Annotated in this window: 31 protein-coding genes and 1 riboswitch; of the genes, 5 read left to right on the plus strand and 26 right to left on the minus strand. The window is 38.4% G+C overall.

The features are described from left to right. Positions 1 to 12 precede the first annotated feature (12 nt). Positions 13 to 864, minus strand: coding sequence for a LysR family transcriptional regulator (locus EPJ89_RS02815; RefSeq protein WP_161636816.1), 852 nt, complete (start codon positions 862 to 864; stop codon positions 13 to 15). A 93-nt stretch (positions 865 to 957) separates the two neighbouring features. Between EPJ89_RS02815 and EPJ89_RS02820 the strand changes: the two genes are divergently transcribed. Together EPJ89_RS02820 and EPJ89_RS02825 are read left to right on the plus strand one after the other, a co-directional pair. Next, positions 958 to 1,521 carry a chromate transporter gene (locus tag EPJ89_RS02820; RefSeq protein WP_125163977.1) on the plus strand — a complete coding sequence of 188 codons (564 nt, stop codon included), beginning with the start codon at positions 958 to 960 and terminating at the stop codon, positions 1,519 to 1,521. Beyond that, a complete protein-coding gene (locus EPJ89_RS02825; protein WP_200548948.1) occupies positions 1,505 to 2,044 on the plus strand; it encodes a chromate transporter in 540 nt (179 codons plus the stop codon). Before EPJ89_RS02820 ends, EPJ89_RS02825 begins: the two co-directional genes overlap by 17 nt. Positions 2,045 to 2,081: 37 nt before the next feature. Here EPJ89_RS02825 and lysS read toward each other — a convergent pair whose 3' ends face one another. The 25 genes from lysS to EPJ89_RS02950 all read right to left on the minus strand — a co-directional run bounded on the left by lysS (position 2,082) and on the right by EPJ89_RS02950 (position 23,082). Beyond that, on the minus strand, positions 2,082 to 3,566 hold the full coding sequence (lysS, locus tag EPJ89_RS02830) for a lysine--tRNA ligase (RefSeq protein WP_161636819.1): 1,485 nt from the start codon (positions 3,564 to 3,566) through the stop codon (positions 2,082 to 2,084). A 231-nt stretch (positions 3,567 to 3,797) separates the two neighbouring features. Further along, entirely contained in the window at positions 3,798 to 4,670 is an 873-nt protein-coding gene (hslO, locus tag EPJ89_RS02835; RefSeq protein ID WP_161636820.1) for an Hsp33 family molecular chaperone HslO, read from the minus strand. A gap of 53 nt (positions 4,671 to 4,723) precedes the next feature. Next, complete coding sequence (gene ftsH / locus EPJ89_RS02840; RefSeq protein WP_161636821.1) at positions 4,724 to 6,619, minus strand: ATP-dependent zinc metalloprotease FtsH; 1,896 nt, start codon at positions 6,617 to 6,619, stop codon at positions 4,724 to 4,726. A 13-nt stretch (positions 6,620 to 6,632) separates the two neighbouring features. Then, positions 6,633 to 7,172: a hypoxanthine phosphoribosyltransferase gene (gene hpt / locus EPJ89_RS02845; protein ID WP_161636822.1), complete on the minus strand. Its 540-nt coding sequence runs from the start codon at positions 7,170 to 7,172 to the stop codon at positions 6,633 to 6,635. A 25-nt stretch (positions 7,173 to 7,197) separates the two neighbouring features. Further along, positions 7,198 to 8,397, minus strand: a complete 1,200-nt coding sequence (tilS, locus tag EPJ89_RS02850; protein WP_125163971.1) for a tRNA lysidine(34) synthetase TilS — start codon at positions 8,395 to 8,397, stop codon at positions 7,198 to 7,200. After that, positions 8,390 to 8,956 carry a hypothetical protein gene (locus EPJ89_RS02855; protein ID WP_161636823.1) on the minus strand — a complete coding sequence of 189 codons (567 nt, stop codon included), beginning with the start codon at positions 8,954 to 8,956 and terminating at the stop codon, positions 8,390 to 8,392. The genes tilS and EPJ89_RS02855 overlap by 8 nt, the downstream gene beginning before the upstream one ends. Positions 8,957 to 9,045: 89 nt before the next feature. After that, on the minus strand, positions 9,046 to 10,044 hold the full coding sequence (locus EPJ89_RS02860) for a rod shape-determining protein (RefSeq protein ID WP_003774334.1): 999 nt from the start codon (positions 10,042 to 10,044) through the stop codon (positions 9,046 to 9,048). 28 nt (positions 10,045 to 10,072) lie between these two features. Further along, positions 10,073 to 10,273 carry a DUF1146 domain-containing protein gene (locus EPJ89_RS02865; RefSeq protein WP_018580299.1) on the minus strand — a complete coding sequence of 67 codons (201 nt, stop codon included), beginning with the start codon at positions 10,271 to 10,273 and terminating at the stop codon, positions 10,073 to 10,075. Between the two features lie 91 nt (positions 10,274 to 10,364). Further along, positions 10,365 to 11,516, minus strand: coding sequence for a cation:proton antiporter (locus tag EPJ89_RS02870; RefSeq protein WP_200548950.1), 1,152 nt, complete (start codon positions 11,514 to 11,516; stop codon positions 10,365 to 10,367). Between the two features lie 40 nt (positions 11,517 to 11,556). Beyond that, positions 11,557 to 11,614, minus strand: a riboswitch (Fluoride riboswitch). 13 nt (positions 11,615 to 11,627) lie between these two features. Continuing rightward, on the minus strand, positions 11,628 to 12,362 hold the full coding sequence (locus EPJ89_RS02875) for a copper homeostasis protein CutC (RefSeq protein WP_161636825.1): 735 nt from the start codon (positions 12,360 to 12,362) through the stop codon (positions 11,628 to 11,630). A 69-nt stretch (positions 12,363 to 12,431) separates the two neighbouring features. Further along, positions 12,432 to 13,052 carry a uracil phosphoribosyltransferase gene (upp, locus tag EPJ89_RS02880; protein ID WP_125163969.1) on the minus strand — a complete coding sequence of 207 codons (621 nt, stop codon included), beginning with the start codon at positions 13,050 to 13,052 and terminating at the stop codon, positions 12,432 to 12,434. After that, positions 13,049 to 14,281, minus strand: coding sequence for a serine hydroxymethyltransferase (gene glyA / locus EPJ89_RS02885; RefSeq protein WP_200548951.1), 1,233 nt, complete (start codon positions 14,279 to 14,281; stop codon positions 13,049 to 13,051). The genes upp and glyA overlap by 4 nt, the downstream gene beginning before the upstream one ends. Continuing rightward, the gene (gene rpiB, locus EPJ89_RS02890) at positions 14,278 to 14,733 is read right to left on the minus strand and encodes a ribose 5-phosphate isomerase B (protein ID WP_125163967.1); all 456 of its coding nucleotides are present in this window, start codon (positions 14,731 to 14,733) and stop codon (positions 14,278 to 14,280) included. Before rpiB ends, glyA begins: the two co-directional genes overlap by 4 nt. Then, on the minus strand, positions 14,730 to 15,338 hold the full coding sequence (locus EPJ89_RS02895) for an L-threonylcarbamoyladenylate synthase (protein ID WP_125163966.1): 609 nt from the start codon (positions 15,336 to 15,338) through the stop codon (positions 14,730 to 14,732). The genes rpiB and EPJ89_RS02895 overlap by 4 nt, the downstream gene beginning before the upstream one ends. A gap of 57 nt (positions 15,339 to 15,395) precedes the next feature. Then, positions 15,396 to 16,247: a peptide chain release factor N(5)-glutamine methyltransferase gene (gene prmC, locus EPJ89_RS02900; protein ID WP_125163965.1), complete on the minus strand. Its 852-nt coding sequence runs from the start codon at positions 16,245 to 16,247 to the stop codon at positions 15,396 to 15,398. After that, positions 16,247 to 17,326, minus strand: a complete 1,080-nt coding sequence (prfA, locus tag EPJ89_RS02905) for a peptide chain release factor 1 (RefSeq protein WP_200542854.1) — start codon at positions 17,324 to 17,326, stop codon at positions 16,247 to 16,249. The genes prmC and prfA overlap by 1 nt, the downstream gene beginning before the upstream one ends. Next, complete coding sequence (locus tag EPJ89_RS02910; protein ID WP_164503768.1) at positions 17,326 to 17,937, minus strand: thymidine kinase; 612 nt, start codon at positions 17,935 to 17,937, stop codon at positions 17,326 to 17,328. Before EPJ89_RS02910 ends, prfA begins: the two co-directional genes overlap by 1 nt. Before the next feature lie 155 nt (positions 17,938 to 18,092). Continuing rightward, positions 18,093 to 18,296 (minus strand): 50S ribosomal protein L31, encoded by a 204-nt coding sequence (gene rpmE / locus EPJ89_RS02915; RefSeq protein ID WP_018580309.1) that lies wholly within the window; start codon positions 18,294 to 18,296, stop codon positions 18,093 to 18,095. A 201-nt stretch (positions 18,297 to 18,497) separates the two neighbouring features. Next, entirely contained in the window at positions 18,498 to 18,659 is a 162-nt protein-coding gene (locus EPJ89_RS02920; protein ID WP_200542855.1) for a hypothetical protein, read from the minus strand. Further along, positions 18,656 to 19,075: a GNAT family N-acetyltransferase gene (locus EPJ89_RS02925; protein WP_161636827.1), complete on the minus strand. Its 420-nt coding sequence runs from the start codon at positions 19,073 to 19,075 to the stop codon at positions 18,656 to 18,658. The genes EPJ89_RS02920 and EPJ89_RS02925 overlap by 4 nt, the downstream gene beginning before the upstream one ends. 75 nt (positions 19,076 to 19,150) lie before the next feature. Beyond that, on the minus strand, positions 19,151 to 19,531 hold the full coding sequence (locus tag EPJ89_RS02930) for a hypothetical protein (RefSeq protein WP_161636828.1): 381 nt from the start codon (positions 19,529 to 19,531) through the stop codon (positions 19,151 to 19,153). Positions 19,532 to 19,556: 25 nt separating this feature from the next. Then, positions 19,557 to 20,834: an APC family permease gene (locus tag EPJ89_RS02935; RefSeq protein WP_161636829.1), complete on the minus strand. Its 1,278-nt coding sequence runs from the start codon at positions 20,832 to 20,834 to the stop codon at positions 19,557 to 19,559. An 85-nt stretch (positions 20,835 to 20,919) separates the two neighbouring features. After that, entirely contained in the window at positions 20,920 to 21,822 is a 903-nt protein-coding gene (locus EPJ89_RS02940) for a haloacid dehalogenase-like hydrolase (RefSeq protein ID WP_161636830.1), read from the minus strand. A 28-nt stretch (positions 21,823 to 21,850) separates the two neighbouring features. Then, the gene (locus EPJ89_RS02945; protein ID WP_125163957.1) at positions 21,851 to 22,303 is read right to left on the minus strand and encodes a threonine/serine exporter family protein; all 453 of its coding nucleotides are present in this window, start codon (positions 22,301 to 22,303) and stop codon (positions 21,851 to 21,853) included. Next, positions 22,300 to 23,082 carry a threonine/serine exporter family protein gene (locus tag EPJ89_RS02950; RefSeq protein WP_244660796.1) on the minus strand — a complete coding sequence of 261 codons (783 nt, stop codon included), beginning with the start codon at positions 23,080 to 23,082 and terminating at the stop codon, positions 22,300 to 22,302. The genes EPJ89_RS02945 and EPJ89_RS02950 overlap by 4 nt, the downstream gene beginning before the upstream one ends. A 146-nt stretch (positions 23,083 to 23,228) precedes the next feature. On the opposite strand from EPJ89_RS02950, the gene EPJ89_RS02955 reads away from it, so the two are divergent. The 3 genes from EPJ89_RS02955 to EPJ89_RS02965 are packed head-to-tail and all read left to right on the plus strand — an operon-like array spanning position 23,229 to position 24,939. Beyond that, positions 23,229 to 23,549, plus strand: coding sequence for a PadR family transcriptional regulator (locus EPJ89_RS02955; RefSeq protein WP_125163955.1), 321 nt, complete (start codon positions 23,229 to 23,231; stop codon positions 23,547 to 23,549). Beyond that, positions 23,542 to 24,087, plus strand: a complete 546-nt coding sequence (locus EPJ89_RS02960) for a DUF1700 domain-containing protein (protein ID WP_161636832.1) — start codon at positions 23,542 to 23,544, stop codon at positions 24,085 to 24,087. The genes EPJ89_RS02955 and EPJ89_RS02960 overlap by 8 nt, the downstream gene beginning before the upstream one ends. Further along, entirely contained in the window at positions 24,088 to 24,939 is an 852-nt protein-coding gene (locus EPJ89_RS02965; protein ID WP_161636833.1) for a hypothetical protein, read from the plus strand. It abuts the gene before it with no gap. Positions 24,940 to 24,947 lie beyond the last annotated feature (8 nt).

Below are 24,947 nucleotides of genomic sequence, written 5' to 3' on the forward strand. Positions count from 1 at the left end.
AAGGAATTCGTATTATTTACCAAACGCCTTGATTACAATCTCCACAAATTCATTTAAAGGATCTTCAAAAACTTGATTTTTCCGATAGCACAGAGTTATCGGTGTACGAATATCTGACTTGATATCGTTATAAATATAAAATACATCATCAATGAGAACTTCCGGTAAAAAACCAATTCCTAAATCTTGACTTACCGCAAATAGGATGGCTTCTGAATTCACAGCTTGCCATGTTGCTTGATAAACCAATCCATTTCTTAAAAGCAATTCTTCAAATGCATTCCGAATTGAGCTGCCCGGCTCTCGGAGCAAGACTCGATGTTGAAGTAATGACTCGAGTGTCGAAATATCAAATGGAGTTTTTGAGAAAAATTTTAGTTCATAAGAACCAAGATGGATCGTTTCAAAACCATCGTCTTGCATTGCACCTTCAATAATGGCAACATCGACTTTATCCTCAACCAACAGTTCAAGGACATCTTGAGCATTCGCAATCGTTGTTACTGTTTTATTGGTTGAATTCAATGCCTCAAAATCTTTAATAATATCCGGGAGTGTGGTCTTGGCAACCGTAATGCTGGAACCAATTCGTAATGGATTGGACTGATCCAATTTAAAAACATCTGACTCAAACTGATGATACCCTTTTAAAAAATGAGTAACCTGAACGTAAAATTGAGTACCAAACGGTGTTGGTTCGATTCCTCCTGATTTACGTACAAAAAGATTACGTTTTAAAACCGTCTCAAGTTCCTTAATTGCTTGCGATACAGCGGGCTGTGATATGTACAAAATCTCTGTAGCCTTTGTAATTGACTTTAATTCATAAACTGTCTTAAAAATTTTTAATAAACGGATATTCATGCCTTCCTCCATAACGATACGGTTATACCTTCATTCATTCTATCTATTATAATTATCTCTAAGAATTACCTATAATACAAGCGGAGGTTTTTTATGAAGAAAATTACAAATTTCGAACTATTTTATACATCCTTTTTCTTATCCGCGGTGTCCTTTGGTGGTGGATACATAACCATCCCCATTTTACGTACAAAATATGTGGAAGAGAAACAATTAATCACCGAAGACACATTACAAGACCTAGCGGCGATTGCTCAATCTGCACCGGGTGCCATTTCCGTAAATCTTGCAACGGGTGTGGGCTATAAAATTAACGGTAAAGCTGGAGGCTTCGCCTCATTTATTGGCACCGTCTTGCCACCATTATTTATCATTTCAGTGATTACTTATTCTTATGATTTTTTTATGGGCCAGCCCCTTATCCAAGCAATTTTTAAGGGATTAGAGGTTGGTGTTGCTGTCATTATGGTGCGCCTTGTCATCGACATGGTGAAGGATCTATACCAAAGAGATCAAAAATCCGCAATCATGTTTTATGCTACGGGATTAATCCTTTCGCTGGTGTTCAAAATTCACATTGTTTTTATTCTTATCCTCAATTTTATGTTTGTATATCTTTTAAACCGATGGGAGCTGCGCCATGTTAGCGTTGATTAAATTGTTTGTAGAATTTTTATATGTAGGATTGTTTAGTTTAGGTGGTGGTTATGCAACCATTCCTTTGATTGAAAATCGAATTATCAATGTCCATGGTTGGATTACCACCCAAGAGTTTATCAATATGATAACCATCTCCCAAATGACACCCGGTCCGTTAACAGTAAACATCTCCACTTTTGTAGGACTAAACATTGCTGGAGTTCCTGGGGCCATGACCGCAACCTTGGGTTGTGTCCTAATCGGCGTCGTATTGACCCTTACTGTGTATCGTTCCTACGTTAATGCGACTCACAAAAAACTTTGGGAAATTATTCTTAAGTCATTACGTATTAGTTCTGCTACACTGATCAGCCTTGCAACGGTAACCATTTTTTCCATGTTAATCCTAAAAGAAAGTCAGTTTAGTGCTTTGACCGTTGTGTCATTTGCAATCGTGCTTGGCTTAAGTTATAAATTTAAGCTTCAAACTACTCATATTCTTATTGTATCGGCTTGTCTTGGTTTACTATGGCTTTTATAAAAAAAGATACTAACGCTGTGTTAGTATCTTTTTTCTTTTATCTTTTTTTCATATGTGGGAACAACAAGACGTCACGAATGCTTGCACTGTCTGTTAAGAGCATAATGAGGCGGTCTAAACCGATACCGATTCCACCTGTTGGTGGCATTCCGTATTCTAACGCTTCAACATAATCAACATCCATCTCATTCGCTTCTTCGTTTCCAAGTTCACGTTCACTCAATTGACTCTCAAAGCGCTCACGTTGATCGATTGGATCATTAAGCTCGGAGAATGCATTCGCATATTCACGTGCATCAATAAACATCTCAAATCGATCAGTAAAACGAGGATCTTCAGGATTTTTCTTTGCTAATGGTGATACTTCGACAGGATGACCATAAACAAATGTAGGTTGAACGATCTTCTCTTCACAGAATGTTTCAAAGAACTCATTTACAACATGACCAAATGATAATTGATGTTTTGCCATATTAATATTATGTTCTTTCGCAATCGCAACAGCTTCTTCATCTGATGTAACATTCCAAAAATCAATACCAGTTACATCTTTAATTAAGTCAACCATATGTACACGACGGTATGGTCCTTTCAAAGAAAGTTCTGTACCCTGATATACAATTTCAGTGGTTCCTAAAACTTCATGCGCAAGGTATTCAAGCAAACCTTCACTGATATCCATCATGTCATACATATCTGCGTATGCGACATAAGCTTCAATTGTTGTAAATTCTGGGTTATGTTTTGGACTCATTCCTTCATTTCGGAATAAACGACCAATTTCATAAACACCTTCCATACCACCAACGATTAAGCGTTTTAAAGGAAGTTCTGTCGCAATTCTTAAGTAAAATTCCATATCTAATGTATTGTGGTGTGTCACAAAAGGACGTGCAGCTGCACCAGATAAGATTGGTGTTAAAACAGGAGTTTCAACTTCAACCAAACCGCGATCATCGAAAAATTTTCGAATGGAACGCATAATTAACGGACGCAACATGGCAGTCCGGCGTGAGTCTTCGTTCATAATTAAATCTAAATAACGACGACGGTAGCGTTCTTCTTTATCTTGGAGACCATGAAATTTATCAGGTAATGGTCGCAATGCTTTGGTAAGGTGTGTTAATTCACTTGCTTTAACGGATAATTCACCGTGATTAGTACGGAAAATTGTTCCTTCAACACCTAAAATATCCCCTAAATCAAGCTCCTTAAAGTACTCAAATGCTAAGTCTCCAACGGTATCTTTTCGAACGTAAACTTGGATTTGTCCATCACGATCTTGAAGATGCATAAAACCCGCTTTACCCATAACACGTTTCGTCATAACACGACCTGCTATTTTAGTTGTCGCTTCCAATTCTGCGAGTTCTTCTTTTGATTTGCTATCGTAAGCACCAACAATGTCGGATGAGCGTTCTTCAGGTTTAAATCCACTCGCAAAAGGATTAATACCTTGTTCACGCAAAGCCTCCATTTTCTCACGACGAACAATTTCTTGTTCTGTTAATTCATGTCCCATATTATCACTCTTTCTTATGTAAATAATCTGATTCTATCTTATCAAATTCTACCAATGAATTCATCTAATTTAGTGAAACGGCCGTTAAAATCACACATAACAACAATTTATTCTTAATACTATCGCAAGCATCTAACTAATATGAAACAAATTCATCGCTTTTCGTGTTGTATCATACCATAATTTATGGTTTCTGTGTATTCGTATTCCCCAAATTCAAGAAGATACAATCTAGTTCTTCTTGCGTTCGCAAATGATTTCATTTAAATCGTCTTCACTAAATTCATATTTTGAATGACAATAATGGCATTCTAAAACGGCCCCTTTATCTTCCGCAATAAGTTCTTTAAGCTCGTCCGTACTTAAGGTACGTAAGACATCCGCCATCTGTTCTTTATTACATCCGCAATAATATTGCGTATCCGTTGTTTCAAGAATCAAAACATCACTAAATAGGTCTGCACACACTTCAATCGCATCTTTTTCAATCATAAGATTTGATACAGGCGGAAGCTTAGCAAGTGTTTTTTCAATTTCCAAAATATCTTCTTCTGTTGCGGAAGGAAGAACCTGAATTAAAATTGCACCTGCAGATTTAATGGATAGATCTTCATTAACTAAGACACCCACTGAAACCGCTGATGGAATTTGCTCACTCTGTGCATAATAATAAGCAAAGTCATCACCAATTTCACCTGATTGAAGTTCTACTTGAGAACTGAACGCCATTCCATCTAACACATCATGTGTTACACGAAGGGTTCCATTACCGATGGATCCACCAACATCAAGTTTACCAATGCTGTTTACTTTATGTACATGAGGATTTGATACAAGACCTCGCACAAACCCCTTGTTATCTGCATTAACAAGAATATGGCCTAATTCGCCATCACCACGAATTTCAATAACTAATTTCTCATCATCATTTTTTAATGTTGTTCCCATGATTGCACCAATACTGAGGGTGCGACCTAGTGCAGCGGATGCAGCCGGATAGGTCCCATGAAGTTCATGTGCTTTTTGCACGAGATTTGTTGTTTTGGCCACAAAAATTCGAACATTGCCATTTAGCGCCATTGCGCGAACGATTTTATCACTCATCATTATCTCCTTTTTCTTAAAAAAGCCCCAACGAATTGGGGCTCCCTCTAAGCTTAAATTTCTGTATCAATTGTTGTGTCAGGTTCTTGAACTGTTTCGCTGACAACTTCAGCTGCAATCACACCATCGTCGTTGGCTTCACGGCCTTCAACAATATTTTGAATTTGTTCTGCAGTAATTGTTTCATATTCAAGAAGTGCTTCAACAATACGATCAAGTAGATCACGGTTTTCTTCAATAAGTTTTCGTGCATCTTCTTTACATTGATCAATAATATGACGAACTTCTTTATCAATTTCAAATGCAATTTGACCGGAGTAGTTTTGCGGTTGAGAAATATCTCTTCCTAAGAAAACATTTCCATCGTTACTATCATATTGAATTGGTCCTAAGTCACTCATACCATATTGAGTAACCATTGCACGTGCAATTTTGGTAGCGGATTGAATATCAGAGTATGCACCTGTAGAAATTTCATTAAAGACAATTTCCTCAGCAACACGACCACCAAGATACCCTGTGATTTTACCCATTAAGTCTGAACGACTTTGTGTAAAGGTTTCTTCACGAGGTGTCATCAAGTTATAACCACCTGCTTGTCCACGTGGAATAATTGTGACTTTTTGTACTTTATCAGCACTTTTTAGTTTAATACCAATAATTGCATGTCCGGTTTCGTGAACCGCAACCATATAACGTTCTTTTTCAGTATATTTTTTCGATTTTTTAGCAGGTCCCATAATAACACGGTCAATCGCCTCATCGATAATATCGGTCGTGATTTCCGTTTTATTTTCTCGAACCGAAAGAATTGCTGCTTCGTTCAATACGTTTTCAAGATCAGCTCCTGAGAACCCTGGAGTACGACGCGCAATGTGTTTGAGGACAACATCATCTGCAATTTTTTTATTGCGTGCATGAACTTGTAAGATTTCAGTACGACCTTTTACATCAGGTAACCCAACCGTAATTGTGCGGTCAAATCGTCCTGGTCTAAGCAACGCAGGGTCTAAGACATCATCACGGTTTGTGGCCGCTAATACAAGAACCCCTGAATTTTCTTCAATACCGTCCATCTCAACGAGAAGTTGGTTAAGTGTTTGTTCACGTTCATCGTGTCCACCACCCATACCAGCACCACGTTGGCGTCCGACAGCATCAATTTCATCGATGAAAATAATGCAAGGCGCTGTTGCTTTTGCTTTTTTAAACATATCACGAACACGACTCGCACCAACACCCACAAACATTTCCACAAAGTCAGATCCGGAGATTGCATAGAATGGTACATCTGCTTCTCCAGCAGCTGCTTTCGCGAGCAATGTTTTACCCGTTCCTGGAGGGCCTACAAGAAGCATCCCTTTTGGAATTCGAGCTCCCATCGCTTCAAAGCGTTTTGGATGACGTAAGTACTCAATTAGCTCTTCCATTTCTTGTTTTTCTTCTTCAGCACCGGCTACATCCTTAAAGCGAACTTTAATATCACCTTGGACCTTAGCACGAGATTTACTGAATTCAAAGGCTTTATTATTACCACCATTTCCCATTTTTGAGAAAAGGAAGAACATAAATCCACCCAATAAGATGTAAGGAATGATTACAAGCAAGAAATCCACAAAGAAATTACTTTCATTTGGGTCTGCTGTCAACATTGCGGCATCTTTCTCAGCAAGTAACTTCGTTACTGCGTTAAGTTGTTCTGGTGTATTGGGTAAACGTGTTGAAAATCCAATCTTACGATCATTTTCAACATACACACCTGTAATATCAATAACATTATTATTTGGTTTAATAATTGTATTTTCAACTTTTTTTGTTTCTACAACACTGTAGAATTCTTTAACAGGTAAAACTTTTTGTGTTTGATGTGCAGCTAACTGCATGATAACAAGTGCCATCATTACAGTCATTACCATCAAGATAATATTATTCTTTTTATTGTTTTTCAACGGGATTCACTCCTTACTTATAGACTGTATCTTTTAAAATTCCAATGTATGGTAATTGTCTATATTTTTCATAATAGTCCATACCAAAACCGATTACAAATAGGTTCTCGATTTCAAACCCAATAAAGTCAGCATATACATCAACTTCACGACGTGATGGTTTGTCCAACAATGTGATAACTTTTACATCATTAGCGCCCTTATTCATTAAGAGTTTAATAACTGCTTTTAGGGTATTTCCTGTATCCACAATATCTTCTACAAGTAAGATATTCGTGCCTTTAATTGAACGATCCAAATCTTTTAAAATTCGAATATCGCGTGATGATTCCGTACCTTCGTAACTTGAAACATCCATGAAATCAAATTCGATATCAAGGTCGATATACTTAATGAGGCGTGCAAGGAATGGTACGGATCCTTTTAAAAGTGCCACAAGTACGAGCGGACCTTCTACATTTTTATAATGTTCTGTGATAACTTGTCCGAGTTCTTCACATCTTTTTTCAATTTCTTGTTCACTAATCAAAATACTCTCTACATCTTGGTGCATACTATAAATAATCCTCCTGCGATAACTATAATTCTAACATAAAAAGATTGGGATTGTTAGAGTAATGATGCGCATCACAACCCATTCCCACAACAAACACAATTTGTTGCGAAGAATTCACAATAACAGGGCACAATTCACGTTCATGACGTGGTATTTTTCGATCAATAAAGAATCGATTTAATGACTTCGTTCCAAACCGCATTTTAATTGCATCTCCCTCACGGGCATTTCGAATCACAATTGGAAAATCAGATTCAGAAAGGGTTACACCTTGAATCGTTTGACCCGTCTTACTTAAGATAAAATGATTCGTAGATTCATACCTTATCTCATTATAGTGATATTCAAATGCAGCGTTTTTTGCAAGGGATAGTTCACCATAACTTGAACTCAGCCGCATGTCCCCAAACTGGAGAAATGCCTTTTCTTGCAGAATGAGTTCATCAAGTTCTTTCAGAAAACGTCCACTCATTGTATGCGTATCGACTCCATGTTGTGACATCCACAAACGAAGCACGCGTGTCCGTATTCCATCCTGGATTAGAGCATACATATCGACCTTAACTTTAGAACCCAATTGTAAGGCGATACTCCTCACTATTTTACTCCTTTTTTCACCACATTGCTTTGCAGCAACCATTTCTTTAACTAAACTTTCATATGATGCCTTATCCATCTTCGAAATCTCATGACGTATTTGGTTGCGTGTATAGTCAAGACTTAAATTCGATTCATCAATACCAAAATGAATTTGCTGTTCTTCACAATACTTAAGAATCATTGCTTTTGTCATATCCAAAAGCGGACGCCAAACTGTAATCCCCATGATTTGTGTATACTCGGCCAAGCCAATGTGCTCACTTTCCATATTTCGTTTTTTTTGGAAAAGATACGTCTCCAAATCATCGTTAAAGTGGTGGGCAACCGCGACGCCTTCGGCTTGATACTTATTTACAAGATTTCTAAAGAAGGCATAACGAAACTCCCGCGCTTGGTGTTGAAAATTATGGTTTTGACCATCATCGATATAGTTCAAGCATTCGAATGTGATCTGATGTTTTTCACAATATGCTTTGACGATGTCTTCGTCACGTTGACTTGTTTCTCTTTTACCATAGTTAACATGGGCCGCAACACAATCTATGCCTTGTTGCGAAAGTTTATCGAGAAGGGCCATTGAATCAGGGCCTCCCGATACACCTACAATCCATTGTTTATGCATCTTCACTTACCTCCATACCAAACGTTTCTTTTATAATTAGATCACGAATTTCTTTAAACATCGGTCCATTCGGATCAATTCGTCCATTAATTGAAATCACTCTTGCTGAATTAACATATTTACAATCGTTAAGGAAGAGTACCGAAGACTTATTTAGACCCGGAATCTGCCCAATGTAATATAAATGGCGCTTTCCCAACTGATTAATATTGCGCGCCTGCTGAATAATTTCATAATTTGAAGTCATCGGCACGACAAATAGTTTATAGTTGAAAATTCCCATAACCAATCCAAAATGTTGATAACCGGCTTCATTGATAAAAGCCTGCCCAAACTCCATATAACAGATATCCCCAATCGATACACTCAAATTCAACGATTCACACGACCAATTTTTTTGCCGACACATTCGATTCAGACCACTGATACATTCTTTTCGAATATAGTAGGGTGGCAACAGATAAATATAACTTCGATATGTATTTAAATAATCTTCAACCGTCCGATGAATGGACCGGTTTTCACATTTTTTTAGCCAACCAGGTTCTAGTTTCATCATAAAAATCCCTCCGAAACTAGATAATCTTTTAATAGAATACTCCCTAAATAAAAAGAGCCATTGGCTCTTTTTAAAACACTTAGTTGTAATTATCGTACTAAGTCTAAGTTTTCTAACATGATTCCTGTTCCTTCAGCTACACAAGTTAATGCGTTTTCAGCAACATAAACTGGAATACTTAATTCATGTGAAATTAATTCATCAAGGCCATGTAATAGAGCACCACCACCTGTAAGGACAATTCCTCGTCCTACAATATCTGCTGATAATTCAGGAGGTGTTTGTTCAAGAACAGTACGGCATGCGCGAACAATATCTTGAAGACTTTCGTGCATTGCATTCGCTGTTTCTTCCGCTTTTAATGTAATTGTATTTGGAAGACCTGTAACTAAATCGCGACCACTAACCGCAATTGTAGTTTGTTCCATGTCTTTGACACTGTCAATACGAGCAGTTCCAATATGTGTTTTAATTTCTTCAGCGGTACGATCACCAATTAAAAGTTTATAAGTATCTTTAACATATTTGATAATGTCATGATCTAAACGGTCTCCCGCAACTTTTAGTGAGGTGCTTGTTACGATTTCTCCAAGTGAAAGGATTGCAACATCCGTTGTTCCTCCACCTATATCTAAAACCATTGATCCCGCTGGTTTAGAAATATCAAGATTTGCTCCTACTGCAGCAACCTTTGGTTCCTCTTCGATGTAAACACGTTTTGCACCTGCACGGTAAGCAGCATCACTGATCGCTTTACGTTCTACAGATGTAATGTTTGATGGACAGCAAATTAAAATTGTTGGTCGAGAAAACATCCCCTTCAGGTTTAATTTTCTAACAAAATATTGAAGCATCATTTCTGTCACTTCAAAATCTGCAATAACCCCATCCTTCAATGGACGAATTGCTAGAACACGTCCTGGTGTACGTCCTAACATATCTTTTGCTGATTGTCCTACAGCAAGGCATTTTTTAGTTTCAGCATCAATGGATACTACAGAAGGTTCGTCTAAAACGACGCCTTCGCCTTTTACATAAATTAAAATATTTGCGGTACCTAAGTCAATTCCGACTGCTTTTGAAAACATTCTTTGTCCTCCAATTCTCTCGTCTTTTCTACATGAAATAAGCGAATGATAATCCCATTAAAAACTGCGCTACAACATAACCTAATCCAAGAGATAAGAATATGTAGAGTAATTGAATACGCGTTTCACTACCTTTTCGCATCACTTTATGAAAATCAATCCCACTGAGCGCATACGCACTTGCGAGAAAACATACGAAATATAAAACAATTCTTTGGATATCATGCATAATTATTCACCTATATTACTATACCAAATAACACATCGAAATTCCATTGATAATATAAAATAACAAAATTTACGATATTCTTGTTTTTCGTTCATTCCAGAAGTCCCTTTGCACTTAAATTCATTCCAATTGCTCCCAAAGGTGTTGTCATTAAAATCGCAAGCACAGATAACGCAAGAATTACATCGCCATGTGCCAATCCAAGCGCCAAGGGTGTACCACCAATCGCGGCTTGAACTGTTGCCTTTGGTATGTATGAAATTGCTACAAAAACGCGTTCCTTAAGCTTTAAATCTGTTCTAATCAATGAAATAAACACACCGACCATACGCATCAAAAGAGCACCAATAATGATCACAACTCCGATTATACCCGATGACTGCGCGGCTTTAAAATCCACTTGCGCACCAACCAGCACAAAAAGAAACACCTCCGCAACCATCCAGAGTGAATCCATCGCCTGCGAAAGATAATCCGATATCTGTGGATTATACTCTTTAATTGTTATGGCGCTCACCATAATTCCTAGAAGTGATGCAACCGGAAAGACGCTTTCTGTTTTTTGTAAAACAAAAGCGAGAAAGAGTAGAAGGACTACCGTGTATTTTGTATGATTCCCCAATGCACTGATAAGGCGCCCCAGCATTACCCCGGAAATAATTCCAGAAACTATCATTACGGGTAATCTAAGCATAATTTGAAGCGTTGAGGCCGTCCTTGCAGTCGCAAGACTTAGAAAAACAGAGAAAATTGAGATAGCGACTACATCATCCACGGAAGCTCCAGCCAATATGAGTGTCGGAATCTTTTTTTCTGTGCCTATTTGGCTCTTTTCAAGATAAACCATCATGGGAACAACAACAGCCGGTGACACCGCGGCCAAAATAAACCCCATCATCCCGCCTTGTATTACAGTGAACCCCAATAAGTAGACACTTAGAGCCATTACCGTCACCGCCTCAAAAACTCCCGGTACAAAGCTTAGAAATAACGCTGGTCGACCCACGTGCATAAGATTTTCGCGATCAATCCCAAACCCCGCCCTTAACAGAATAATGATCAGAGCGACACCTCTAATGTCGGGGGATAACCCTTGAATCGTTGGATGAATCCAATCCAACCCAAAAGGCCCTATAACCATTCCCATAAGAACCAACAAAATCAACGGTGGTAGGTGTAGTCTTAGTCCTACCTTTTTCAAAAGAAAACCTAAAGCAATAATTAACACCATTGTATAAATCATAACGCCTCCATAAAAAAAACTCCTACAAAAAGACCCTATGGTCTATGTAGGAGTTATCAGCTGTCGCAATTATGGTGAATTCCATCACCGTTTTTAATATTATAACAGATTTTATCGACTTTGAATCGTCTTGATAAACACTTTGAGTTTTTCCTCACTCACACCCTCGAAGGCACCTAAATCACTATAAGCATACGATACCGTATCATTTTGAGTTGTAGGGTCCAAATACCACGTTTTAAATGAGCTGTGAAGTTGTGTAATCCCTGTTTTATCCACAATTTCTAAAGCGTTATGCTCATTCACGCCTGCACCCACACAAAATTCAATTTTCCCAGAATACTTCGCATTAAGGTCTGCCAATAAATCGGTGCCCGCGCCTGCCTGAGCTTGTAGACCACTTGTTAATACACGATCAACCCCACAAGCAATTAAATCTTCGATTGCTTGAACGGGATCGTTCACACAATCAAAAGCACGATGAAATACAGATTCAATTCCCGCACTTTTACACATCGCTACGAATTGTTGGGTTCGTTCTTTATTTACTGAGGCATCTTCATTTAGAAACCCAAAAACCAAACCATCGGATCCACTTTGAATTAAGCGCTCTGCATCAAGAACCATTGTCTCAAACTCTATCATAGAGTAAAAAAATCCGCCGCCGCGGGGACGAACCATCGTAATAATTGGTAACGTCGTATATTTTTTCGCTGATATAAGCATGCCCACACTCGGTGTTAAACCACCGAGATAAAGACCACTGTTTAGTTCAATACGATTTGCACCGCATGCATTCGCAACAATACAATCTTCTACACTTCCTGCACACACTTCCACAATCATGGTGAACCCCTCCTTTTAGTAATGCATGAATCAAAACAAAAAAACCACAGAAAAACTGTGGTTTGGAAATTATTTCGTACCGAAAATACGGTCTCCAGCATCACCAAGACCTGGAACAATATAGCCATCGTCATTGAGTTTTTCATCCAATGCCGCTAAGAAAATATCAACATCTGGATGTGCTTTTTTGATAAGCTCTACCCCTTCAGGTGCACCAACAAGACAAACAAGTTTAATTGTCTTTGCCCCATGTTTTTTAACGATTTCAATCGCTGCATCTGCACTACCACCTGTTGCTAACATTGGGTCTAAAACCAAGACTTCAGATTCTGCTAGGTTTTCAGGGAATTTTGCGAAATATTCATGTGGCATCAGTGTTTCTTCATCACGATATACACCAACATGTCCTACTTTTGCTGTTGGAATTAAATTTTGAATTCCATCAACCATACCAAGGCCTGCACGTAAAATCGGAACTAAAACAACATCACGTTTCATTTCAAATGTATCATATTCTCCACATGGTGTGTGAATTGTAATTGGATCTAATTTGAGATCACGTGTGATTTCATAGGCCATTAGACCTGCTATTTCATCGAGATTTTGACGGAAATCCTTTGTTTTTGTTGATTCCATTCTCATTTGTGTAAGTTTATGTGTAATTAATGGGTGATTTAATACTGTAATCATATTCTTTCTCCTCTCACCGGGTATTGACGTGTTAATGTTTTTACTTCATTACTAATTCGTGCCAAGATTTCTTCGTCTTCATAGTGCGTCAATGCTTCATGAATCCAATAAGCAATCTTTTTAAACTCTTCCTCTTTAAAGCCGCGACTTGTCATTGCAGGAGATCCTAGACGGATTCCACTGGTGACTGCTGGTCTTTCCGAATCAAAAGGAATTGCATTTTTGTTTATGGTAATACCTACTTTATCAAGGACTTTTTCCGCATGTGCCCCCGTCATTCCTATGCTGTTTTTCACATCCACAAGAATTAAATGGTTATCGGTTCCACCACTTACCAAACGGTATCCTAAATCCGCAAACGCATCTGCAAGTGTTTGTGCATTCAAGATAACTTGTTTTTGATATGTTTTGAAATTTGGTTGCAACGCTTCATAGAAGCACACAGCCTTTCCTGCAATCACATGCATTAAAGGTCCCCCTTGCATTCCAGGGAATACGGATCGATCCAGTTTACGAGCATATTTTTCTTTACAGAGAATTGCTCCCCCACGCGGACCGCGCAGTGTTTTATGCGTTGTTGTTGTTACAAAGTCTGCATAAGGAACGGGACTTTGATGAAGTCCTGAAGCTACAAGACCAGCAATATGAGCCATATCTACCATAAGATAAGCGCCAACCTCATCCGCAATTTCTTTAAAACGTTTGAAGTCAATTTCGCGAGAATATGCACTTGCTCCTGCCACGATTAATTTAGGTTGAACTTCTAAAGCTCTTTTCAATACATAGTCATAATCAATCATTTCAGTGTGTTTATCAACACCATATCCGAAGAATGTGTAATTAATTCCCGAGAAGTTTAATTGGTGTCCATGAGTAAGATGACCACCCGAATTTAAATCCATCCCTAAAACTACATCACCATGTTCTAATACAGTCATATATACGGCCATATTCGCTTGAGAGCCACTATGCGGTTGAACATTCGCGTGCTCTGCACCATAAATTTCTTTAAGACGGTCAATCGCTAAATTTTCAATAACATCCACATACTCACAACCGCCATAATAGCGTTTTCCAGGATACCCTTCCGCATATTTATTCGTTAGAATGCTTCCGGTAACTTCCAGTACTTGATCTGAAACATAATTTTCTGAAGCAATTAACTCAATGTGATCAAGTTGACGTTGCTCTTCTAATTCAATGGCTTCAAATACTTTTGTATCTCTCATTCACGGCCCTCCTTGGTCTCTAAATCAGATATCTTACAAATACGACGACCATGACGTGCATCTTCACTGTATGGTGTCTCAATCCATGTCTTAAGAATTGCGACATTGGTTTCATAAGGTGTTGTACGGCCTCCTAATGCGAGCATATTTGAATCATTGTGCTCACGTGTAAGTTGAGCAACTTCCGTACTTGTCACAAGCGCACAGCGAATCCCTTTTACCTTATTCGCCACGATTGAAACCCCAACACCGGTTCCACAAACAACAACACCTCGATCATACAGACCTTCTGCTACTGCTTTTGCAGCAGGATACGCAAAATCAGGATAGTCCTGGGATTCCTCGGAGTAAACCCCGAAATCCTTAACTTCATGACCCATTTCTTCTAAAACTAAACGGAGTCCCTCTTTTGTTTCAAACCCTCCGTGGTCCGCTGCTATAGCGATTTTCATAATCCTACCTCCTTATTGATTTCTTCTAATGTAATAACACCTTGTCGTAAACACTTAATTTCATCCCCTGTAATATCAAACACACTGGATGAAACCCCTCCGACACACTCTCCCAAAACCACACCTTCAATACGGCCATCAAGTTGATCAATAACCATGTCCGATGAAATTGCAGTATCAAACCCAGAACGATTTGCGGATGGAAGCCAAATTGGATAGCCTACTTTATTAATAATGTCTTGAACCCATACATCATCTGCCATACGAATACCAATTGTGCGTTGATCGCCTAAGAAAGGGAACACGCCATCTTTGATATTAAAAATAAATGTCACAGCACCTGGCATAAAGGTTTTCATGAGGTGACGATCACGGTCTGTTAATTCCGCAACGCACTCAATTTGATCAAGGGAACCAACCATCAATGGGAATGGTTTATTCTCAGGACGTTCCTTCGCATCCTTTAGCTTTTGATACAAAGCACCATCGGCACTGCTTGCAGCCAAGCCATATACTGTATCCGTCATAATCGCGACAAGCCCACCCTCTTGAATCATTTGTGCAATATCATCACTTTGATCTTTATTAAATCGTTTTGTATCCATATCGTTTCCTCTACTCTCTACGTCTATTTTATCATACACATCCCCAAAAAAAAGATACTAATCTTCGTGATTAATACCCTTGTAGACAAAGACCATACGATCAAGGCCATTGATGTCTTGACGAAGCACAATCTTAGCGTCACTAAAAAATTCTTGAGCTAAAGAAACAACGGCTTCTCCAATATCAAAACCAATCTCAAAAGCCATCACTGCTTTATCGTTTAAAACAAGATGTGCCTTTTCAAACACTTTGCGATAGAAAAACAAACCATCCTCACCACCAAATAAGGCAACATGAGGTTCATTATTTAATACCGATGTTTGAATATGTTCTGTATTTTTAATATAAGGTGGATTACATGCTAGAACATCAAGTTTAATATTTTTCTCGATTAATGGTTCTAACATATCTCCTTGCATAAATTCCATATCTGCTTGGTTGTAATCCGCATTATGGCGTGCTACTTCCAATGCTTCTTCACTAATATCCGAAGCATATACTTTTAAGTTTAATTCTTTCGCTAAAGCAATGCCGATAGCACCACTACCACAAGCAACATCCGCAATTACGGGTGTATCAAAATGTGCATCAATATCCGATAAAAGATGACCCACAAGCTCTTCAGTTTCTGAACGCGGTATAAGAACTCCCTCATTCACAAACATTTTATAGCCGTAGAACCATTCATAGCCCAAGACATACCCTAAAGGCTCGTCTGTAGTTAATTGATTGATCTTATTTCGATATTCGTCAGAGAAAACAGCATCAACCGTTTCATTGTAAATAGCAAACATATCCAAGTCTTGATCTCGTAAAAGTTCAAGCATCAAAACACGAGCGAAGCCCGTATAGATATTTGCTTTGTCGAGAATCGCTGTTCCCTCATTAACTAAATCTTTATAAGTCATTAAGCACCTTGTTCAAGGATTTCTTTTTGTTCTTGCTCAAGAAGAGCATTAACAATTTCATCCAACTTACCTTCCATAATAATATCTAATTTTTGTAATGTTAATCCAATTCGGTGATCACTCACACGATTTTGTGGATAGTTGTATGTACGTATTTTTTCAGAACGGTCTCCAGTACCAACTTTCGACTGACGTTCGCCATGACGTTCTGCTTGTACACGACGTTGGTGTTCTTCATAAACACGAGCACGAATTAAGCGCATTGCTTTATCTTTATTATCGTGTTGTGAACGACCATCTTGACACTTCACTGCAATCCCTGTAGGTTTGTGAACAATACGGACTGCTGAGTCCGTTTTATTAACGTGTTGTCCACCGGCACCGGATGATCGCATTGTATCGATTTCAAGATCGTTTGGATCAATATCAATTTCTTCATCCTCAACATCCGCTAAAACGAGTACGGTTGCAGTTGAAGTATGAATTCGACCTTGTGTTTCTGTTTTTGGCACACGTTGAACACGATGTGCTCCCGATTCAAATTTAAAGTGACGGAATGGTTCCGCACCTTTAACAACGAATGAAATTAAAGAATATCCACCCGCTTCAGCATCCATTGCTTCAATTAATTCATATTTGTATCCAAGACTTTCTGCATATCGGGTGTACATACGGTATAAGTCACCTGCGAAGATATTTCCTTCATCGCCACCCGCTGCTCCACGAATTTCCACAATTGCATCAAAGGAATCTGATGGGTCTTTAGGAACCAACAGAACTTCGAGTTCTTCGATAATTTTTACCATTTTTTCAGAATATTCCGCAGATTCCATCGCTGCAAGTTCTTGCAACTCAGGCTCATCGACCGCAAGCATTTCTTGTGCTTGCGTGAAAAAGTCTTCTGCTTCTAAGAATTGTCGGTATGCATGCAAGACTTGTTGCATGGACGATTGCTCTTTACCTAATTTTGCCATCATTTTACGATCCGACAACACTTCTGAAGACATCATCATCTCAGTGATTTCTTCATCACGTGCTTGGATCTTTTCAAGACGGTCTCTCATTGTTTGTTCCATCATTATTTATCACCTTCGCTATATCCATTAATTTGAGGTTTGTCCAAAACAATATGGTCGTGTCGGCAACGTGCTTCATACGCTTCACTCGCACCAATCATCACAACGGGGTCATGATAGGATGCTGGTTTTCCATTTACTAAGCGTTGTGTACGTGTCGCGGGTGCGCCACATTCTGTACAAACCGCCGTTAGTTTTGTTACAAACTCTGCAGTAGTCATTAATTTAGGAATTACGCCAAAAGGTTCACCACGAAAATCCATGTCAAGACCCGCAACCATCACACGTTTGCCTTCTAAAGCAAGATGGTCACACACCTTAACAATTTCTTCATCAAAGAATTGAACTTCATCAATCGCAACAACATCCGTTTCTTTCGTAACGTATTTTAAGATGTCTGTCGCATTATCAACTACAACACTCTGCACGCTAGTTCCCGCATGCGAAACGACCTTACTGTCACTGTAGCGATTATCCACAGCTGGCTTAAAAACAATAATGTTTTTATGTGCAAATTTTAAAACATTAATACGACGAATTAGCTCTTCAGTCTTTCCAGCGAACATGCAGCCTGTAATGACTTCGATATAACCCTCTTGATATTGATGATACATCATATTCTTTCACCTCATCATTATTATTCTATCGTATTTTAACAAAATTAATACACAAAGTCCTAAAAATAACACTATATTTTTACATTTCATAATTTACTCATAAAAAAGAGCGTTGTCGCCAACACTCTTTTCATTGTTTATAAGGTTGAACCTTATTTTATACCATATTTCTTATTGAACTTGTCAATACGTCCAGCTGCATTAGCAAAACGTTGTTTACCTGTATAGAAAGGATGGCAGTTTGAGCAAGTATCTACACGTAGATCTGTTGCTGTTGAACCAACTTCAATTTCAGTATTACAAGATGAACAAACAATTTTAGTTTGGTGGTATTCTGGATGAATTCCTTTTTTCATATGTACATGTCTCCTTCCGCCTAAAGTTTTTTCACTTTAGATAAGTGCTAAGTTATAATATCATATCCGATAGTAAAGCGCAATAAAAATTGCTTATGCATATCATGAAATTTTAACACACCCCAGTTTGCTTTGAATTCAAATTGAAATGAATGCCTTTTTAAGCCTTATTTGCGCCTTTAGCCGACTTAAAATGAGCGCTTAGTTTTTGTGTGCTTTAATGATGTTTTCAATGATAATGCCAATTAAAAGTCCGAAACTTGGTACCACAACCATTGAGTAGGTAGATAGGTGGTTCGTCAGAACTCCGACCGTCGTTCCAATTAAGAGTCCGAATCCAATACCATAACCGTTTTCTTTCATGAGACCCCTTTCCGATATTTTACGAAGCATTTCCCCTGGGCATCCTCAATAAGTGTCATGGGAATTCGTTTGTAAAATTCTATGAGTTTTGGATTATTATCGGTTACCAAGACCGTTTGTCGAACGTCGGGATACAAAGATAATAATGTCAACAGAAGTGTTTGCCCAATTCCCTGACGTTGGTATTCATTCAGAATAAGCAAATCCTGAACATAGAGAATGGTCTCGCCATCACCGACAGCACGGATAAGTCCTACAAGTTGGTTCTTATCCCACGCCGTAAGCGTGATCATTGAATTTTCAATCGCTCGCATGAGTTTTTCCGGATTGTTTGTATAGGTATACCAACCCGCATCTTCATACAGCTTCAAAACATTGTTCAATTCAAGTTTGATATCTTGTTGATACGTAATCATAAAGGATCACCACCTTTATGATTATTGTATGCTTTATGAATCGATTACACAACTGGATGCATTGTTTCATTGGTTTTACTTTGTTCGATTTCTTAGTTCTTTGTATTTCAACGTAAAATCAAGCGTGCCCACGGCAACAAGCAGCGACACTGTAATCAGATAGGCCAACTCGAGACGATGCGTTAAAAATAAAAAGATACTAATCCCAAATAAACACAGAAGAAACACACCTAAAAATCGCACTTCTTTTGAAAGAACTGGCGTTTCAAAATGACTTAAGGACTCTCGATTATATTTATACACACCCACCCCAGACATGATGATAGCAATATCGAGAAGATATGTCGTTATAAAAAAGAAGTTACCGGTCCTTGAAAAAACAAGCCACCCTAAGCCGATAGCAATGATGATATAGATTGGTGCATAAAGGGAAAGACTCTCTTTAATTTTTTTCATGTTAACACCCCTTTTGTTTGTTCAATCAAGCCTCAGTTGGATCTTGACGCTTGTACTTCATTATAAAGTAGAAAGGCACTGCAATAAGCAAGCCTGCAAGCCCCCAAAGCAGTTGTTCCATGGTTGCTTGTGATAACATCCAAAAACTTACGGTAATCGCAAAAAGCGGAATAACTGGACCTAAGGGCATTTTAAAGTCAAATTCCGTAGGCTGATTGCGTTTGCGAAAGACCAAAACAGATAAACATGTAGGTATATATTGTGCAAATCGCGAAACAACACTGATTGCAGCAAGCGTTGCGAAACTCCCTGAGAGTGCAATCGGAATTGCAACACCAACTGAAATTAAGATGGCATATGTGGGTGTATTACGTTTACTTCGTTTACTGATAAATGAAGGAAGTAATCCGTCATCCGCAAGTGCAACACCGCATCGTGGTGTAACAAATGAATTCGCAATATTTATACCACCTATAGAAACAAGCGTACCCGCTGCGACCAGTGCAGATCCAAAAGGACCTAATATCATCCCCATTGCAGTCTGAATCGGTGTTGGAATGTTCGCAAGTTCTGGTCCTAGAATTCCAATTGATACCAGCTGTATGAAAAAATAGAAAAACGAAACAACAATCATCACTATCACCGTTGCCTTCGGCAAATCCTTCTGCGGATTTTCCATATCCTCTGCAGCAACCGAAATGTTTTCGAATCCGGTAAATGCATAAAATAACAGCAATGCTGTTTTTCCAAAATTACCGGTTGATTCGATTTGTACCGGGTGGAAATTACCCGGTTGAATAAAAAAGATTCCAATCGCAATAAACATGAGCATGGGCACCAGTTTTGAAACCGTCACGACATTATTTAGAATCTTAGATACATTAACCCCTATCACATTCACAATCCCGAGTCCCACTAAAATACAAACGACCACACAATTTTGTATCATTGGGTCTTGAGCTGCTGGAATAATTTGTCCCAGCGCTGTTGCGAACGCTACGGCCATGGTGGCCCAAGCAATGATACAAATGGCCCACTTAATAAAACCAACTTCAAAGCCGATAAAGTCACCAAATGCTTCTTTCGCATAAACGTAGGGACCACCGTTTTTATTGAAATACGTTGCCGCCTCCGCAAAACACAATCCGATACTCATCACAACAAACATATTGAAAATAAAAACACCTAAACTTGCTGTTCCCATGAGTGCCATTGCTTTATTCGGTAAAAGAAAAATACCTGAACCAATAATAGCGTTAATGCCTAATAAAATGATGCTCAATAAACCGAGTTTTTTCTTCATGTCTACCATCCTAACTGAAAATTGAATTTATACCTAATGATAAACGAAATCAGATAAAATGGGTATCATTTTCTAAAAAATTGTATTAACGGTTTATGGAACGGGACATAATGGTTGTCGTGTGGCGGATACCACGAATCGCAACCGAGAGCGCAAAAATATTTTCCACCAATGCAAGTCCACCATAACCGGCATCACCAATATGTTGAATGTCTGCACCAGCAATCTTATTGCGAATTGCAATATTCTCAATAACTGATTTACTTGATCCTTCTTGACTTGTTCCTATAGCTGTAAGGACAAGACCCTTGTTATTATGAACTACTTTAATTGCACTTATAAGTTCATCATCTGTAAATCCCGGAACCGTTCCTACTGCTGGCATCAAGATAACATCCGCCCCCGCATCACAAAACGATTTTAGCGTTGCTTCATTAGGAACAACCGATTCATCAACGCCTGCACCATGCATTTTCCCCGCAATAATCATTCCACTAAAGTGCGTACGTGCACTTTGAATCGCTTTCTCAATTTCACGATTTGTAACACCCGTTCCAGGATTGCCAGTAAGACATATAAAATCAAAACCAAGATTTTCAGCTGCTTTCAGTGTCTTCTCAGAACACATTCGGCCCTCGGCAATAACGCCTTGCGACTCTAACATTGCTGCTTTAAAATCCACCGGTTCAAGATTCACACCAATGGGACGTCCTACCAGCTTTTTAAGCTTTCGTATGGTTTCATGCGGTTCACAATCACCAAGGCCCTCTATGAATGGTTTGAGTGTATCAAAGCCATTGAGAAGAATTAAATCTGCACCAAATGCCTTCGCAACTTCTGCGTTGGTAATGCCCCCTTGGACTGAGCCAAAAACAACATTTTCAGAACAAATTGTCCGACCTTCTGCTGCCTTAATGGCATTCTTTAAGGTTGTACCATCCATCGTCAGAAAATCACTCGCATTGCAATCTAAAATACGTTTACTCATTATAACTCCCCCTTTTGTTTATCATTTTTTATGAACGACAAAACTTACGTTGAATCACACGAACCACCAATCGATAAATGACTTCTGTCATAACAATTGCAATCGCAATCGTTACTGACAATGTAAAGGTTCGAACGAGTAATTCAATACCCAATATATAATCAGCACCAATAAATGCCTTTACAGTTTGATAGGCCATAATCCCTGGAACTAATGTGAAAATTGCAGGAATATTAAAAACAGTTGTTGGCATTTTCAAGTACTTCGCAAACTGCATGGATAACATGGATACCGTTGCGGCACCGATAAATATTGCTAATGTCGTATCAAATCCATGTTGTATCAAACTCCAATTCACAATCCATCCCATCATGCCCGTGATGCCACAAAAAACCAACGCACGCTTTGGTACGTCAATAATAATGCCAAATCCAAGTGCTGCTGCAAATGCACTCACAAGCTGTATCACAATTGTCATCATAGAAATACACCTGCCATTACTTGAAGTGACGCCATGATACCTGAACCGATCATAATCGCAATAAACAATGCCTCAACCATAAATACGGTTCCCGATATCGTATTGCCTACAAGAAAATCACGAATCGAATTCATGATAGGAATGCCAGGAACCATCAACATAATGCTTCCAATAATAACCGTCTCAAAATCTATAATAAGGCCCTTTCTTTGTAAACAAATCGTCAAAACACCAATACTAAACGAGGCAATGAATTCCGCAATAAACTTAACATTTAACTTTTTAGAAGCATAATAATGAATTCCAAAGCCAATCATTCCGAGAAGCATTGTAATTGGAAAATCAAAAAGAGACCCTTCAAAAATCAACATCATAAACGCACTCACGAATGCTGCCGCAACATATTTCATCCATACCGGATATTGCATTGCATCACTATTTATTTCTTTCAAACTCATATAGAGCTCATAAACATCAATTTCATTGGCACTAAAGAGACGTGATAATTGGTTTACATCTGCTAACTTCGCTAAATTACTTCGACGCTTTTGAATTCGCTTCATTTTAATTTGTTCACCATCTGAAGTCGTTACAAAGATACCCGTAGGTAAAACAAAACTAACCCCAGCACCTTCACCTTGCTTAGACTCCAAAATGCGATTCATTGTATCTTCTACACGATGCATCTCCGCACCGTTTTCCATCATAAGTTTTCCGGCTAAAATACAAGCATCTAATAATAATTCATACTCGGTCTTTTCCATTTCATTTCCTTTCATTCTTCTTAAACTAACTTTATTATACCTTAAACATCCACGCGATAGCGGTTTATTTACCGAGAAAATGCAAGTCAGAAATAAATTACAAAAACACTACCTTGTATAATAAGGTACTGTGTGATATATTGTATTAACGAGGTGAGATTATGAACACTCAATTTAAAAAAGGCGTCTTAGAGCTCTGCGTTCTATCACTGCTATCTCAAAAAGAATATTATGGATATGAATTAATCAGTAAGATTTCTGAGACCATCGAAATTACTGAAGGAACGATTTATCCACTTTTGAAACGTCTTAAGGATGATGGATATGTTTCCACAAAATTGGTGGAATCAACCCAAGGCCCATCGCGGAAATATTATGAACTAACCGATCGAGGGAAAACTTATACCATAGCACGCATCGACGAATGGTTCGTATTTACCGGCCATGTAAATGAATTATTGGGAGGAGAAAACCATGACTAAAAATGAATATTTATACATACTGAGAAAAAATCTACAAATTCTACCACAAAACGAGATTGATGATATTATTCAAGATGTCCACGAGCACTTTGAATTTGGACTTGCCGAAGGAAAAACAGAAGCTGAGATTTCACGAACACTGGGTGATCCAATTGAGATGGCACGTCAGTATACTGGTGGCAGAATCTATGAAGAACCACATCATTATGAACCTAAAAGCGATTCCTCGGAGCGTGTATTGACAATTCTAGTTAAAATCATTATTGCATTTTTCTTGATTGGTCCTGTCTTAGCGGCCTATGCGATTCTATTTGGATTCTTTATTTCAGGAATTGTCTTAGCATTTGTGTCCATTCCCCTCCTTTTTGGAGGCATTTTACCAATGATTACCATCCCTACATTCGGCCTTCTAGCCCTCACATCACTTGGTCTTTTGCTCCTTGGCGTCGGAACCACATGGCTTACAATTTATGGTTTTAAAGGTCTAAACTATCTCGTTAAGAAATTCTTTCAATTTAATTTAGGAGGTAATGCATAAATGAAAAGCGTTCGTAAAATTTGGATTCCGATTGTAATGGTAATCTGCGGTTGTGTCTGCTTAAGTTTCGCAATCGGAATCCCGCTCAAGAATGTACTCAATGACTCAACGACCATTTTAAATCCTAATGACTTTGAAGATGTTACGCATACATTTAAGGAGGATGTTTCAGCGATTCGAATTGAAACAGGAATTATCAATACATTAACAGTTAAATATGTTGAAAAACCAGAAATCACAGTTAAAGGATTTGGAAACCTAGAGCAATATCGTGCTGAAATCAATCATAAAACACTGACGGTAGGAACCATTCCGACCACATGTCACTTTGGAAAATGTAATATCTCAAATTTTGATTCCCTAGAAATTGAAATCCCTGTTTCCTATATGGGTACGATACATTTTGAAACCATTAAATCCAATATTATTTTGGAAGGGTTGGGCGATGATGCGGTACGTCCCATTTCAATCGATGGTATGAATTCAAACATTACCGCACATAATTTAATCGCTGACTATAAAATCGATAGTATGAATACCAAAATAACAATCAATGATGGTGGAGGGTCAATTCGCCTTAATGGATTAAGTACATCGGCTTACATCAACTCAATTATTGGTAATTTAGATATTGAATCGGATGCGATGTCCGCTTATACAGAATTCCCTCATGGCACCTCTGGATCGTATTCCATTACAATGAATGGGATGAGTAATTCATACTCCAATCCTCATGATAGCCAAAAACAAAGTACACTCGGTACCTTACAACATCATTTCCGACATGGTATGGAAGGCTTTTCCATAACCTATGAATCTAATGGACTCAGCAATACACTTGTTGTGAAATAAAAACAACC

The sequence above is a fragment of the Erysipelothrix sp. strain 2 (EsS2-6-Brazil) genome (genome assembly GCF_016617625.1).
GTDB lineage: Bacteria > Bacillota_I > Bacilli_A > Erysipelotrichales > Erysipelotrichaceae > Erysipelothrix > Erysipelothrix piscisicarius.